Below are 13479 nucleotides of genomic sequence, written 5' to 3'. Positions count from 1 at the left end.
GCTAACCTGCGCCCATGGTGTTCAAGAGGCTGTGGGGCAAGGGCGGGGACAGCGGCGGCATTCCGCTGATGGTCGACACCGTCATACCGGACGAGCCGGCGCTGCCGGGCGGGCTGCTGCGCGGGGAGGTCGTGCTGCGCGCGCCCGAACGCGACGTGCAGGTGCGGGTCGTGCGGGTGAAGCTCGTCGCCAACACGTCGCCCGCGCTCGGCAAGAACGCCGACGTGGACACGGAATCAGGCTACGTGTTCTCGCTGTTCCTGGGGACCGGCACGCACACCGTCGAGAAGGGCGGGGAGCGGCGGGCGTCGTTCGAGTACCGGCTGAAGTGGGAGACCCCCGTCTCCGAGGTGCACGGGAAGCGCCTCGACGGGGTGCGCCTGGCCGCGTACACCGAGGTCGAGGCCGACGGCATCGAGGAACGGACGGACAGCGACCCCCTGCGCGTCGGCGCGACGCCGCTCCACGAAGCCGTCCTCGACGCCTTCGCCGCCGCGGGCTACGCCTGCGGCAGCGCACAGATCGACGAACTGGGAGACATCCCGCGCGCCGAGCGCCACTTCACCCTGCGGCAGAGCTTCCGCCTCGTCGACACGCTGGCCGTGTCCCGCTCGGACCGCCCGCAGCACCTGGAGGTCACCTTCCACGCCAACGCGGTGGGCTGCGAGATCTTCGTCCGCAAGGCGGCCCTCTTCCAGAAGAGGTGGAACGAGAAGCCGCCCTGCGCGTACGCCACGGCCGCCCACCACGAGGTCGGCCACGTCGACTTCGAGGCGAAGGTCCGGCAGTGGATCGACGAGGTCGCCGCCCTGCCCGAGAAGCGCGAGGACCCCAGGCTCGCTCAGTACGACTTGGGCAGGCCCAGCGTCTGGTGGGAGACGTAGTTCAGGATCATCTCCCGGCTGACCGGGGCGATCCGGGCCACCCGGGCCGCCGTGATCAGCCGGGCCAGGCCGAACTCGCGGGTGAGGCCGTTGCCGCCGAGCGTGTGGACCGAGGTGTCGACGGCCCTCACACAGGCCTCCGCCGCCGCGTACTTCGCCATGTTCGCGGCCTCGCCCGCGCCCATGTCGTCGCCCGCGTCGTAGAGGTGCGCGGCCTTCGCCATCATCAGCCTGGCCAGTTCGAGTTCGATGTGCGCCTGGGCGAGCGGGTGCGCGATGGCCTGGTGGGCGCCGATCGGCGCCTTCCACACCTGGCGTTCCCTCGCGTACTTCACCGCCTGCGCGAGCGCGTACCGGCCCATGCCGATCGCGAAGGCCGCCGTCATGATCCGCTCGGGGTTGAGGCCCGCGAACAGCTGCAGGAGGCCCGCGTCCTCGTCGCCCACCAGGGCCTCGAAGGGCAGGTGGACGTCGTCGAGGGTCAGCTCGAACTGCTTCTCGTTCGCGTCGAGTTCCATCTCGATGTGCCGTCGCCCGAAACCGGGCGCGTCGCGCGGGACGATGAAGAGACAGGGCTTGAGGCTGCCCGTGCGGGCGTCCGACGTGCGGCCGACGATCAGGGTCGCGTCCGCGATGTCCACGCCCGAGACGAACACCTTCCGGCCGTTGAGGACCCAGCCCTCCTCGGTGCGGGTCGCGGTCGTGGTGATGCGGTGCGAGTTGGAGCCCGCGTCGGGCTCCGTGATCCCGAACGCCATCGTCCTCGACCCGTCCGCCAGCCCCGGCAGCCAGGTCCGCTTCTGCTCCTCCGTGCCGAAGCGGGCGATGACCGTGCCGCAGATCGCGGGCGAGACGACCATCATGAGCAGCGGCGCGCCGGCCGCGCCCGCCTCCTCCAGGACGATCGACAGCTCGGCCATGCCGCCGCCCCCGCCCCCGTACTCCTCGGGAAGGTTCACGCCCAGGTAGCCGAGCTTTCCGGCCTCCGCCCACAGCTCGGCCCGGTCGAAGCCGGGGCCGTGCCGGTGGCCCAGCGCGGAGACGGCTGCGCGGAGCGCGGTGAGCTCTTCGGTCTCGATGAGGGTGCTCATGCGGGGACTTCCTCCTGTGCTTCGGTCTGTACGACGGCGAGCAGGGCTCCGACCTCGACCTGGCGGCCGGGGGCGGCGTGGAGCGCGGTGAGCGTGCCGGAGGCGGGGGCGATGACGCGGTGCTCCATCTTCATGGCCTCCAGCCAGAGCAGCGGCTGTCCGGCGGCGACCCGGTCGCCGACGGCGAGGCCGTCCGCGACCCGGACGACGGTGCCGGGCATCGGGGCGAGCAGGGAGCCGGGTTCCTGGAGATCGGCGGGGTCGGTGAAGCGCGGACGGACGGCGAGGCGGTGCCCTCCGGCGTGGACCGTGTCCTCGTACGCCGCGACCTCGAAGTGCCGCACCACGCCGGCCACTTCCAGGCTCACGCGCCCCGGCGCCGCCGCCACCACCCGTACGCCCTCCGGGGACGTCACCTCGTAGCCGCCGCCCCTGGCCGGCCGGTAGCGGATCTCGTGGTCGCCGTACGTCCTCGTCTCGTCCTGCGAGCGGACGTTGCGCCAGCCGCCGAACCGGGCCTTCCCCACGGCCGCCCCGGCCAGGGCGGCGGCCACCGCCGCGTACTCCCCGCCCTGCGCGGGCGCGGTCAGCGCGGGCAGGTTCCGGTCGTAGAAGCCCGTGTCGAGGGCTTCCCCCCGCGCGTACTCCGGGTGCCGGAGCGACGCGACGAGCAGGTCCCGGTTGGTGACGGGGCCGTGCACGACGGCCCGCTCCAGGGCGTGGGCGAGCCTGCGCAACGCCTCCTCCCTGGTCCCGGCGTGGACGATCACCTTCGCGAGCATCGGGTCGTAGTGGACGCCGATCGTGTCCCCGGAGACGAACCCGGTGTCGACGCGCACGCCCGCCGGGGTCTCGAAGCGGTGCAGGACGCCCGTCTGCGGGGCCCAGTCCCGCGCCGGGTCCTCGGCGTAGAGCCGGGCCTCGACCGCGTGGCCGCGCGGGGCCGGGGGCTCGGGCGGCAGGGCCCGGCCCTCGGCGACGGCCAGCTGGAGGGCGACGAGGTCGACGCCGTACACCTCCTCGGTGACCGGGTGCTCGACCTGGAGGCGGGTGTTCATCTCCAGGAAGTGCGCCCGCCCGTGGGCGACGAGGAACTCGACCGTGCCCGCGCCGACGTAGCCGACGGACTTCGCGGCCCGGACGGCCGTGTCGAGGAGGATCGCCTCGAGCGCGGCGGGCAGGCCGGGCGCCGGGGCCTCCTCGATCACCTTCTGGTGCCGGCGCTGGAGGGAGCAGTCGCGGGTGCCGAGCGCCCAGACCGTGCCGTGGGCGTCGCACAGGAGCTGCACCTCGACGTGCCGGCCGTTCTCCACGTACGGCTCGACGAACACCTCGCCGTCACCGAACGCGCTCGCCGCCTCCGCCGAGGCAGCCCGCAACTCCCCTTCCAGAGCGTCCAGTTCGCGGACGATCCGCATGCCGCGGCCGCCGCCGCCCGCCGCCGCCTTCACCAGGACGGGCAGGTCGGCCCCCGTGACGTCCTCCGCGCGCAGCGGCGCGATGCCGAGGAGCTCCTTCGCGCGGGTCTTCGACGCCATCGCCTCGATCGCCGCCGGCGGCGGGCCGATCCAGATCAGGCCCGCGTCGGTCACGGCGCGCGCGAAGTCGGCGTTCTCGGAGAGGAAGCCGTAGCCGGGGTGCACGGCGTCGGCGCCCGCCGCGAGCGCCGCCCGCACCACCAGGTCGCCGCGCAGGTACGTCTCCGAGGGCGCGGCCCCCGGCAGCCGCACCGCCGCGTCGGCCTCGCGGACGTGCAGTGCGCCCGCGTCCGCGTCGGAGTACACGGCGACGGTGGAGATGCCCAGCTCACGGCAGGTGCGGAAGACCCGGCAGGCGATCTCGCCCCGGTTCGCGACCAGTACGGTCAGAATCATCAGTGCCTCACATTCGGAAGACGCCGAAGCCGCCGCGCGCGCCCTCGACCGGTGCCGTGTGGATCGCGGAGAGGCACAGCCCGAGGACCGTGCGGGTGTCGCGGGGGTCGATGACGCCGTCGTCGTAGAGCCGGCCGGACAGGAACATCGGCAGCGACTCGGACTCGATCTGCGCCTCCACCAGGGCGCGCAGACCGGCGTCGGCCTCGTCGTCGTACGGCTGCCCCTTCGCGGCGGCGCTCGCGCGGGCCACGATCGACAGGACGCCGGCGAGCTGCTGCGGCCCCATGACGGCGGACTTGGCGCTCGGCCAGGCGAAGAGGAAACGCGGGTCGTACGCCCGGCCGCACATGCCGTAGTGCCCGGCGCCGTACGAGGCGCCCATCAGGACCGAGAGGTGGGGGACCTTCGAGTTCGACACCGCGTTGATCATCATGGCGCCGTGCTTGATGATGCCGCCCTGCTCGTACTCCTTGCCGACCATGTAGCCGGTGGTGTTGTGGAGGAAGACCAGCGGGATGTCGCGCTGGTTGGCGAGCTGGATGAACTGGGCCGCCTTCTGCGACTCGGCGGAGAAGAGGACACCCTGCGCGTTGGCGAGGATCCCGACCGGGTAGCCGTGCAGCCGCGCCCAGCCCGTGGTCAGCGAGGTCCCGTACAGCGGCTTGAACTCGTCGAAGTCCGAGCCGTCGACGATCCGGGCGATCACCTCGCGCGGGTCGAAGGGGGTCTTGAGGTCGCCGGGGACGATCCCGAGCAGCTCCTCCGGGTCGTACTTCGGGGGTTCGGCCGGTCCGGGGTCCGCGTGGTGCTTGCGGTGGTTGAGGCGGGCGACGATCCGGCGGGCCTGGCGGATCGCGTCGGCCTCGTCGACGGCGTAGTGGTCGGCCAGCCCGGAGGTCCGCGCGTGCATCTCGGCGCCGCCGAGGGACTCGTCGTCGCTCTCCTCCCCCGTCGCCATCTTCACGAGCGGCGGGCCGCCGAGGAAGACCTTCGACCGCTCCCTGATCATCACGGCGTGGTCGGACATGCCGGGGACGTACGCGCCGCCCGCCGTCGAGTTCCCGAAGACCACGGCGACGGTGGGGATGCCGGCGGCGGAGAGACGGGTGAGGTCCCGGAAGAGCGCCCCGCCAGGGATGAAGATCTCCTTCTGGGACGGCAGGTCGGCGCCGCCGGACTCGACGAGCGAGATGACGGGCAGCCGGTTGGCGTACGCGATCTCGTTGGCGCGCAGGGCCTTCTTCAGCGTCCAGGGGTTGGAGGCGCCGCCGCGCACGGTCGGGTCGTTGGCCGTGATCAGGCACTCCACGCCCTCGACGACCCCGATGCCGGTGACGAGCGAGGCGCCCACGGTGTAGTCGCTGCCCCAGGCCGCGAGCGGCGACAGCTCCAGGAACGGGCTGTCGGGGTCGACGAGCAGCTCGATGCGCTCGCGGGCGAGGAGCTTGCCGCGCGCCCGGTGCCGGGCCGTGTACTTCTCGCCGCCGCCCGCGAGGGCCTTGGCGTGCTCGGCGTCGAGCGCGGCGAGCTTGTCCAGCATGGCCGCGCGGTGGGAGGCGTGGTCGGATCCGCCGGTGTCGAGGGCGGAGGCGAGGACGGTCACTGGAGTTCCTCCGGGACGTCGGACGGAAGGGTGGCGGCCGGGGGGTGGGGCAGCGGGGCCTCCGGTACGTCGGGCAGCAGGGCCTCCGGTACGTCGGGCAGACGAGTGGTCGGGGCGTCGGACGGCTCGGCGGTCGGCGCGTCGGACGGCTCGGCCGGCGGGGCGTCGGGCAGCAGGGCCTCCGGTACGTCCACGTGGCGGGAGCGGAGCCATTCGCCGAGGGCCTTGGCCTGGGGGTCGAAGCGGGCCTGCGATGCGACGCCCTGGCCGAGAATCCCGGCGATCGTGAAGTTCAGCGCGCGGAGGTTGGGGAGGAGGTGCCGGGTGACCTCCAACGCGGCGGTCTCCGGCAGGAGTTCTCTGAACCTCTCCACCGTGAGGGTGTGGGCCAGCCAGCGCCACTCCTCCTCCGTGCGGACCCACACGCCGACGTTCGCGTCGCCGCCCTTGTCGCCGCTGCGGGCCCCGGCGATCCGGCCGAGGGGCGCCCTCCGGGTCGGCCCCTCGGGGAGCGGCGGCGGAAGGTCCGGGTCGGGTACGGGCTCCAGGCCGAGGGTCCCCGGGGGTACGGGGAGTTCCCGGCGGGTCCCGTCGGGGAGGACCGCCGTGTGCGGGACCTCGCCCGCCGGTGCGTACGCCGTCTCGCACACCCCGTAGGGGGCGCCCTTGCCGGGCGGGGCGGTGACGTGGAATCCGGGGTAGCTCGCGAGCGCCAGCTCGATCGCGGCCCCGGTGACGGCACGGCCGACCTTCTCCGGGTCGCGGTCGCGGACGACGAGCCGGAGCAGGGCGCTCGCGGTCTCCTCGGTGGGGGCGTCGGGACGGTCGGTGCGGGCGAGGTCCCAGCGGATCTCCGCGGGCGGGTGCTTCGCGAGGGCGTCGTGGACCTGCTCCCGGAGGAGCGCCGCCTTGGCCTCGACGTCGAGGCCGGTGAGGACGAAGACGACCTCGTTGCGGAAGCCGCCGAGCCTGCTGAGGCCGACCTTGAGGGTCGGGGGCGGGGCCTCTCCCCGGACGCCGTCGATCCGGACCCGGTCCGGGCCCTCCTGGGTCAGGCGGACGGTGTCGAGCCGGGCGGTCACGTCGGGGCCGGGGTAGCGGGCGCCGGCGGTCTCGTAGAGGAGCTGGGCGGTGACCGTACCGGTGTCGACGAGGCCGCCGGTGCCGGGGTGCTTGGTGATGACCGCGCTGCCGTCGGCGTGGAGTTCGGCGACGGGGAAGCCGGGGCGGCGCACGTCATGGCCCCGGAAGAAGGCGTAGTTGCCGCCGGTGGCCTGGGTGCCGCACTCCAGGACGTGCCCGGCGACGACCGCGCCCGCCAGCTCGTCGTACGCCTCCGGGCCCCAGCCGAAGTGCCACTGCGCGGGCCCGGTGACGAGGGCGGCGTCGGTGACCCGGCCGGTGACGACGACGTCGGCGCCTGCGGCGAGGCAGGCGGCGATGCCGGCGCCGCCGAGGTACGCGTTGGCGGCGAGAACGCCGTCCCCGGCGGGCAGCCGGTCGCCCTCGACGTGGGCGATCCGGGTCGGCACGCCGAGCTTCGCGGCGAGGGCGCGCAGGGCGTCGGCGAGCCCGGCGGGGTTGAGCCCGCCCGCGTTGGTGACGATCCGGACCCCGCGCTCGTGGGCGAGGCCGAGGCCCTCCTCCATCTGCCGCAGGAAGGTCTTGGCGTACCCGGCCGTCGGGTCCTTGAGCTGGTCGCGGCCGAGGATGAGCATCGTCAGCTCGGCGAGGTAGTCGCCGGTGAGGACGTCGAGTTCGCCGCCGGTGAGCATCTCGCGGACGGCGTCGAAACGGTCGCCGTAGAAGCCGGAGGCGTTGCCGATACGGAGGGTCACCGGGCCTCCTCGGGGGCGCGGCCCGCACCCGCCGGGCCCGCGAAGGCCTGGGCGATGCCGAGCCAGCGCTCCGCGTCCTCGCCCTCCGCGACCAGGGCCGTGTCGTCACGGTGGAGACGCTGGGTGACGAGGAGGCAGAAGTCGAGGGCCGGACCGGTGACCCGCTGGGCGGCGCCCTCGGGGCCGTACGTCCACAACGTGCCGTCGGGGGCGGCGAGTTCGACCCGGAAGGGTTCGGCGGGCGCCGGGACGCCCCGTACCAGGTAGGCGTAGTCGCGGGCCCGGTGGCCGATCCAGGCGACGTGCCGGAGCCGGGCGGTGGGCGTCCGGACGACCCCCAGGGCGTCGGCGACGTCCTGGCCGTGCGCCCACGTCTCCATCAGCCGTGCGGTGGCCATCGCCTGGGCGCTCATCGGCGGCCCGTACCAGGGGAACCTGACCCCGGGCGGGACCGCGCGCAGGGCCTCCTGGAGCTGCTCGCGGCCGGTGCGCCAGCGGGCGAGGAGCTCGGCGGCCGGCAGCTTCGCGCCCTCCTCGGCACCCTCGTCGACGAAACGGTCGGGGGCGGCGAGGGCCTTCTCGGTCTCGGCCGCGAAGGCCTCGGCGTCGGTGGCGGCGAGGAGGGCGGCCCGGTCGGTCCAGGCGAGGTGGGCGATCTGGTGGGCGATGGTCCAGCCGGGCGCGGGGGTCGGGGCGCCCCACTGCTCCTCGCTCAACTCTGCGACGAGACGGTCGAGTTCTGCACTCTCGTCGCGCAGGTCGCCGAGGACGACGACGGGGTCGGACACGGTGCGCTCCCCTCGGGGGACGGGCGGTCACGGGCCTTCGACGAGGAGCATGCCAGCGAGACCAGAAACAATCAAGCGTGCTTGCTTTAGTTTTGCCTCCGGGGCGGCGCCCGCGGCCGCGGGCCGCGCCGGGCCCGTTGCGGGCCCGTGCCCACCCCCGTTGTGGGCATGCGTTCCGCCGGGGCGATGGGGGTCCCCCCTGCTCGAGCGAAGCCGAGAGCTTGGGGGAGGGTGGGCACAACGGAACGGCGCCCCTGCCGGCGCCAGAGGCTTACGCGCCCTGGCCCGCACCCGTTGCGCACCGAGCAAGGGGTGCGGGTCCAGGCACAGGGAGCGGAGGCGCCCGCGAAGGGCGCCGTCCCGTGTGCCCACCCGTCCCGCCCCAGCGGGACGATTGCCCACACGGGCAGCGGGCGACGGCCCGCCCGGGCACGGGCGCACACGGCAGCGGGGCACCGCCCGACCACGGCGCGGGGGCCCACGGCGGTGGGCGCCGCCCCCAGGGCGCGGGCGCACAGGGCAGCGGGGCACCGCCCGGCCACGGCGCGGGCCCACACGGCGGTGGGCGACAGGCACCGCCCCCAGGGCGCGGGGGCACACGGCGGTGGGCGCCGCCCCCAGGGCGCGGGCGCACAGGGCAGCGGGGCACCGCCCGGCCACGGCGCGGGCCCACACGGCGGTGGGCGACAGGCACCGCCCCCAGGGCACGGGCGCGCACGGCGGCGGGCGCCGCCACGGGCAGCGCCGTCCCGGCTGGATCCGCCAGCGGGCGCGTCGGGCGTCGGGCCGCGGTGGTTGGCGCGGCGTTCAGCGGGGCACGGGGTCATCCCCCAGGCGTACGGGGGGCCCGGCAGGTGGCGTCTTTGGGATGACGGGGAATCCTGCTCCGTGGGGCCGTGTCCGCCCCGTCCCCCCTCCTAGCGTGGAGGCCATGTCCTCCCTGCTCACCTTCACCCTCAAGGACTTCCGCGCCCAGCTGCGCCGTCTCGTGCTGACCGGTTCGGCCGTCGCCGTCGGCGTGGCCTTCCTCGTCCTCTCCGTCGGCGGCGCGGGCGCCCTCGTCCAGTCGTACGAGCAGTCCGCCGCCGCCGACGTCGGTGACGCCGCCGTCCAGGTCGTCCCGGACGGCGCCGAGGGCGCGCTGCCCGCGGGTGCGGCGGCGGCCGCCGCACGCGTGCCGAGGGTGACGTCCGTGGCGGAACGGCTGGCCGGCCACGCCAACGTGATCGCCCCCTCCGGCCGCCCCCTCGACGACCGCGCCCTCGTCACCTCGATCGCCGCCGACCCCGCCCTGCGTTGGCAGCGCCTGGACGCCGGGCGCTGGCCCGAGGGCCCCGGCGAGGTCGTCCTCGACCGGGAGAGCGCGGACCGCGCCGGCGCCCGCCCCGGCGGCACGGTGCGGGTGACGAGGGCGGACGGCGGCACGGCGGACGTCCGGCTCACCGGGCTCCTCGACACCTCCGCCTCGCAGGCGCTCGGCTCGCAGCCCGCGATCGGCGTGCCGTACGCGCAGGTGAGGGCGTACGCGACGGGGGTGAGGGCCACCCACCTCGACCTCTCCGTCGCACCGGGCGCGGACCCGCTCGCGGTGGCGAAGGCGGCCGGGAGGTCCCTGGGCGGCGGGGTGTCCGCGTACACCCATGCCGGAGCCGTGGACCACGCCCTCCAGAGCGGCCGCACCCTGTACGCGATCGTCCTGACCGCCGCCCTGTCCTTCGTCCTCATCGCGATGGCCGTGGCCCGCATGGTCGTCACCCACACCTTCTCCGTCGTCCTCGCCCAACGGGCCCGCCAGCTCGCCCTGTTGCGCTGTGTCGGTACCGACCGCGGCCAGCTCCTCCGGATCATCCGCCGGCAGGGCCTCCTGCTCGGCGTGCTCGCCTCCGCCGCCGGACTCGCGGCGGGTGCGGCGGCCTGCGCGCTCGGTACGGCGGTCGTCAACGGGTTCGCCGGCCTCGGACCGATCGAGGTCTCCCTGCTGCCGGGTCCCTGGACCTTCGGCCTCGCCGGGGCGTTCGGGGTGCTGCTCACCCTGTGGGCCGTCCGCAGGCCGGCGCGGGCCGCGGCGGCGGTGCCGCCGGTCGCCGCGCTCGCCGCGAGCGGGTCCGCGACGCTGCCGGAGCCGGGCCGCCGGGCCGTCCGCGAGGCGGTGTCGGTGCTGATGCTCGTCGCCGGTGCCGGGCTCCTCGCGCTCGGGGCGTTCGGCGGCTCGCCGCTCGCGCTCCTGGCCGTGACGCTCGGCGCGATCCTCACGTTCTTCGCCGTACTCCGGTACGCCCAGCATCTGTTGCCGCCGCTCGTCGGACTGTTCGGGCTCGCGCTCCGCCGCCCGTTCGGGACGGTCGGCAGGCTGTCCGTGCAGCAGCTGCGGGCCAACGCCCGCCGGACCGCGGCCGCTTCCTCCGCGATGCTCGTCGGCGTGACCGTCGCCGTGTCCGCCGTGACGGCGATCGGGGCGGTCGAGGGCGGCCTCGACCGCATGCTCGCCGACCGCATGCCGGCCGTCTTCGCCCTCGACACGGACGCCGCCCGGGTGCCCGCCGACGCGGTCGCCGCGCTGCGCGCCGAGCACGGCCTGACCGTCACCCCGGTCCGGACCGCGACCCTCACCGTCGACGGCCGCAAGACGGTCGTCGCCGCCGCCGACCCCGCCGGACTCAACCCGGACGCCGAGGGCGTCGGCGCGGCCCGCGCCCTGAGGGACGGCGAGGCGATCGCCCTCACCGGGCGACCGGTGCTGACCGTCTCCGGCACCCGGCTCACGACGGTGGCCGGTGCGGCCGCCCTCCCCCTCTCCCTCCACCCGGAGGCCACGGTGTACGTCACCGAGGCCACCTTCGACCGGCTCGCACCGGGCGCCGCCGTCTCCACCGTGCTGCTCGGCCCGGCGGGCGACACCGGCCACGACGCGGCCCGCGCGGCGGTGGACCGGGCGCTGGCCGCGCACCCGGAGATCCGGATCGCGGACACCGGGTCCGACGCCGACCTCATCCGCTCCCTGCTCGGCCGGATGATGCTGGTCGTCACGGTCCTGCTCGGCTTCTCGATCGCGATCGCCGCGCTCGGCGTCGCCGCCACCCTGATGCTGACGGTGGAGGAGCGCACCCGCGAGTTCGGAATGCTCCGCGCGATCGGCCTCGCGGGCGGGCAGCTGCGCCGGATGCTGACCCTGGAGTCGGTGCTGCTCGCCCTCACCGGGGCGGTCGCCGGAACCGTCCTCGGCCTGGTCTACGGGACGCTGGCCGCCCGCTCCGTCCTGACGGGCCACGTCTCGCCGCTGGAGGTACTGGCCTCCTCGGGCGGCACGGCCCTGACGATCCTCGGCATCCTCGCGGCCACGGTGCTCACGGGCGTCGCGGCCTCGGTCCTGCCGGCCCGCCGGGTCCGCCGCATGGTGGTCGTGGACGCGCTCCACGCCGCTTAGGTCCTCCTCCTCCGTACGAGGGAGGCCAGGGCCGTGACGGCGACGACGAGGACGAGGGAGCGGAACGGGAGGATGGTGCCGGGGGCGTCGTCGATCAGGTCGATGCCGTTGCCGACGGCCGTGATCCAGGCGACCGTCCCCACGAGCACCATCGGCCCGACCCGCCGTTCCCCGGTGACGAGCATCCCGATCCACAGGACCAGCGGCATGACCAGGAAGGTGTTGATGAGCGCGGTGGTGAACGCCTGGTCGGCGGAGTAGCCGGGTCCGGCCCCGAGCGTCGAGGCGGCCTGGCCGGCGAACGACAGATAGAGCGTGTCGGACAGGATCAGGTGCGCGGCGGCGACTCCGAGGGTGGAGACGATCAAGGCCTTGAGGAGGCGGGGGCCGGGGGGAGTGGGTGCGGACGGTGCCATGAGCCCTGACTATACGCACGGTGTATACGCCGCGTGTATAGACCCCCGGCAGCTCACCGCCCGCACGGCCCGAACCCGGCTCAGAGGGCGTCGGCGACGAATTCCTCCAGGGCGGCCACGGGGAGGACGAAGCCCTTCTCTCCCTGGCGGTAGGTCAGGACCAGGCCCACCAGCGCCCCCGCGCCGGAGAACGCCGGCGCGCCGGACAGGCCTTCCACGAATTCGCCGGTCACCCGCAGGAGGTTGCCCGAGCGGCCCTTCACCTCAAGCAGGCACGAGTACGGCTCCTGGTTCGCGTGCGCGCTCACCAGGAGGCGGGCGCCCGGTGTGGGGCGCGGGTCGAACACCAGGGGGGCCGGAGGGACGGGAACCGGTTCGAGCAGACGCAGCATCGCGAGGACGGGTGTCGCGCCGACACCGGGTTCCGCCGTGAGGACGGGTCTGATCGCCCGCATCCGGGCCGACACCGCGCGCCCGCCATGGATGACGGTCAGGACACGCTTCGACCAGTCCGGCGACAGCTCCGCGCTCCGCGTCCATCCCGCGAAGACGACCGTATCGGCGTCGAGAAGAAGCCCGTTGACCGTACGCCTCTCATAGCGGGACACCTGGACACTCACCGCCGCGACGAAGTCCTCGTCGACCTGCCAGCCGTCCGTGACGACGTTCACGTCGCCGCTGACGTGGTCGAACCGGTACGCCGGATTCACCTCGGCGACGGTGACGTCACCACTGACATGCCCGAACCGGTACGCCGGATTCGCCTCCGCCGCGAGCCGCACGGGCCGCTCGACGGGGACGACCGCCCGGAGCTCCACCTCACCTTCGGCCTCCATCTCGACCTCTGCCTCTGCCTCTGCCTCCGCCAGCCGTCGCTCCAGCCGCTCGCAGCGTTCCTCCGCCTGGCGGTGGAGGTCCCGGACACGGCCCAGTTCGGCCGTCAGGTCCTGGATCTCCTCGTGCAGCCGGGCGTACTCGCCGGAGGGCGGCTCCCCGTCCAGGGCGCCGAACGACGACGCGGCCGCCCGAAGCTCGCGCTCGCGCAGCCGAAGGTCGCGGATGCGGTGCTCGCGGTCCTGGAGGGCCTCCTCCAGGGCCCGTTCACGGGTGGCCGCCCCCCGTGCCACCCGATCGGCCTCGGCCAGGCGGCGCTCCAGCACCTGCACCTTGTGCGCCGTACCACCGCCGGAGTCCACCGCCGCCGTGTGCAGCGCCCTGAGCATGGCGACGGTCTCCTCGGTCGGCAGGGCGCCACCCCGTTCCTCGGCCACGTCGTGGAGCAGGTCGAGGACGAACTTCCACGGCGGCATTCGGCGCCCGGCGAGGTAGCGGGAGACGGTGCCGGAGTCGTACGAACGCCGGATCCCGTATCTGCGGGCCGAGACCCCCAGCCCCTTGAACAGATCCCGCAACGCCTGGGCGAGCGCGCGCACTTCGGGCGAGCTCCCGTCCTCGATCGGCTTCAGCCCGGTCATCCCGCCGCCCCGTTCCCGCCTGCGCGCGTGCTGCCAGTCGTACGGCAGCACCCGCTGCACCTGCCGCAGCACCCCGGCCCTCC

General features: G+C 74.6%; 9 protein-coding genes. 2 read left to right on the top strand and 7 right to left on the bottom strand.

Features of this window, described 5'->3' with window-relative positions; translation table 11 throughout:
• The first annotated feature begins 14 nt into the window (after positions 1-14).
• The gene (locus ACN9MM_RS22485) at positions 15-884 is read left to right on the top strand and encodes a sporulation protein (RefSeq protein ID WP_426365337.1); all 870 of its coding nucleotides are present in this window, start codon (positions 15-17) and stop codon (positions 882-884) included.
• Here ACN9MM_RS22485 and ACN9MM_RS22480 read toward each other — a convergent pair.
• From ACN9MM_RS22480 to ACN9MM_RS22460, 5 genes are read right to left on the bottom strand one after another with little or no spacing between them, the layout of a single operon-like run.
• Entirely contained in the window at positions 842-1975 is a 1134-nt protein-coding gene (locus ACN9MM_RS22480; protein ID WP_426365336.1) for an acyl-CoA dehydrogenase family protein, read from the bottom strand. The genes ACN9MM_RS22485 and ACN9MM_RS22480 overlap by 43 nt on opposite strands.
• Positions 1972-3849, bottom strand: a complete 1878-nt coding sequence (locus ACN9MM_RS22475) for an acetyl/propionyl/methylcrotonyl-CoA carboxylase subunit alpha (protein WP_426365335.1) — start codon at positions 3847-3849, stop codon at positions 1972-1974. The genes ACN9MM_RS22480 and ACN9MM_RS22475 overlap by 4 nt, the downstream gene beginning before the upstream one ends.
• A gap of 7 nt (positions 3850-3856) precedes the next feature.
• A complete protein-coding gene (locus ACN9MM_RS22470; protein WP_426365334.1) occupies positions 3857-5455 on the bottom strand; it encodes an acyl-CoA carboxylase subunit beta in 1599 nt (532 codons plus the stop codon).
• Positions 5452-7293: an acyclic terpene utilization AtuA family protein gene (locus ACN9MM_RS22465; RefSeq protein ID WP_426365333.1), complete on the bottom strand. Its 1842-nt coding sequence runs from the start codon at positions 7291-7293 to the stop codon at positions 5452-5454. The genes ACN9MM_RS22470 and ACN9MM_RS22465 overlap by 4 nt, the downstream gene beginning before the upstream one ends.
• On the bottom strand, positions 7290-8081 hold the full coding sequence (locus tag ACN9MM_RS22460; RefSeq protein WP_426365332.1) for a TIGR03084 family metal-binding protein: 792 nt from the start codon (positions 8079-8081) through the stop codon (positions 7290-7292). The genes ACN9MM_RS22465 and ACN9MM_RS22460 overlap by 4 nt, the downstream gene beginning before the upstream one ends.
• Positions 8082-9012: 931 nt before the next feature.
• Here ACN9MM_RS22460 and ACN9MM_RS22455 point away from each other — a divergent pair.
• Positions 9013-11505 (top strand): FtsX-like permease family protein, encoded by a 2493-nt coding sequence (locus ACN9MM_RS22455; RefSeq protein ID WP_426365331.1) that lies wholly within the window; start codon positions 9013-9015, stop codon positions 11503-11505.
• Here ACN9MM_RS22455 and ACN9MM_RS22450 read toward each other — a convergent pair.
• Together ACN9MM_RS22450 and ACN9MM_RS22445 are read right to left on the bottom strand one after the other, a co-directional pair.
• Complete coding sequence (locus ACN9MM_RS22450) at positions 11502-11921, bottom strand: hypothetical protein (protein ID WP_426365330.1); 420 nt, start codon at positions 11919-11921, stop codon at positions 11502-11504. The genes ACN9MM_RS22455 and ACN9MM_RS22450 overlap by 4 nt on opposite strands.
• Before the next feature lie 80 nt (positions 11922-12001).
• Complete coding sequence (locus ACN9MM_RS22445) at positions 12002-13468, bottom strand: hypothetical protein (RefSeq protein WP_426365329.1); 1467 nt, start codon at positions 13466-13468, stop codon at positions 12002-12004.
• Positions 13469-13479 lie beyond the last annotated feature (11 nt).

The organism is Streptomyces sp. E-08 (assembly GCF_049913095.1).
Taxonomy (GTDB): Bacteria; Actinomycetota; Actinomycetes; order Streptomycetales; family Streptomycetaceae; genus Streptomyces.
This window is presented reverse-complemented; position numbering and strand designations above follow the sequence as displayed.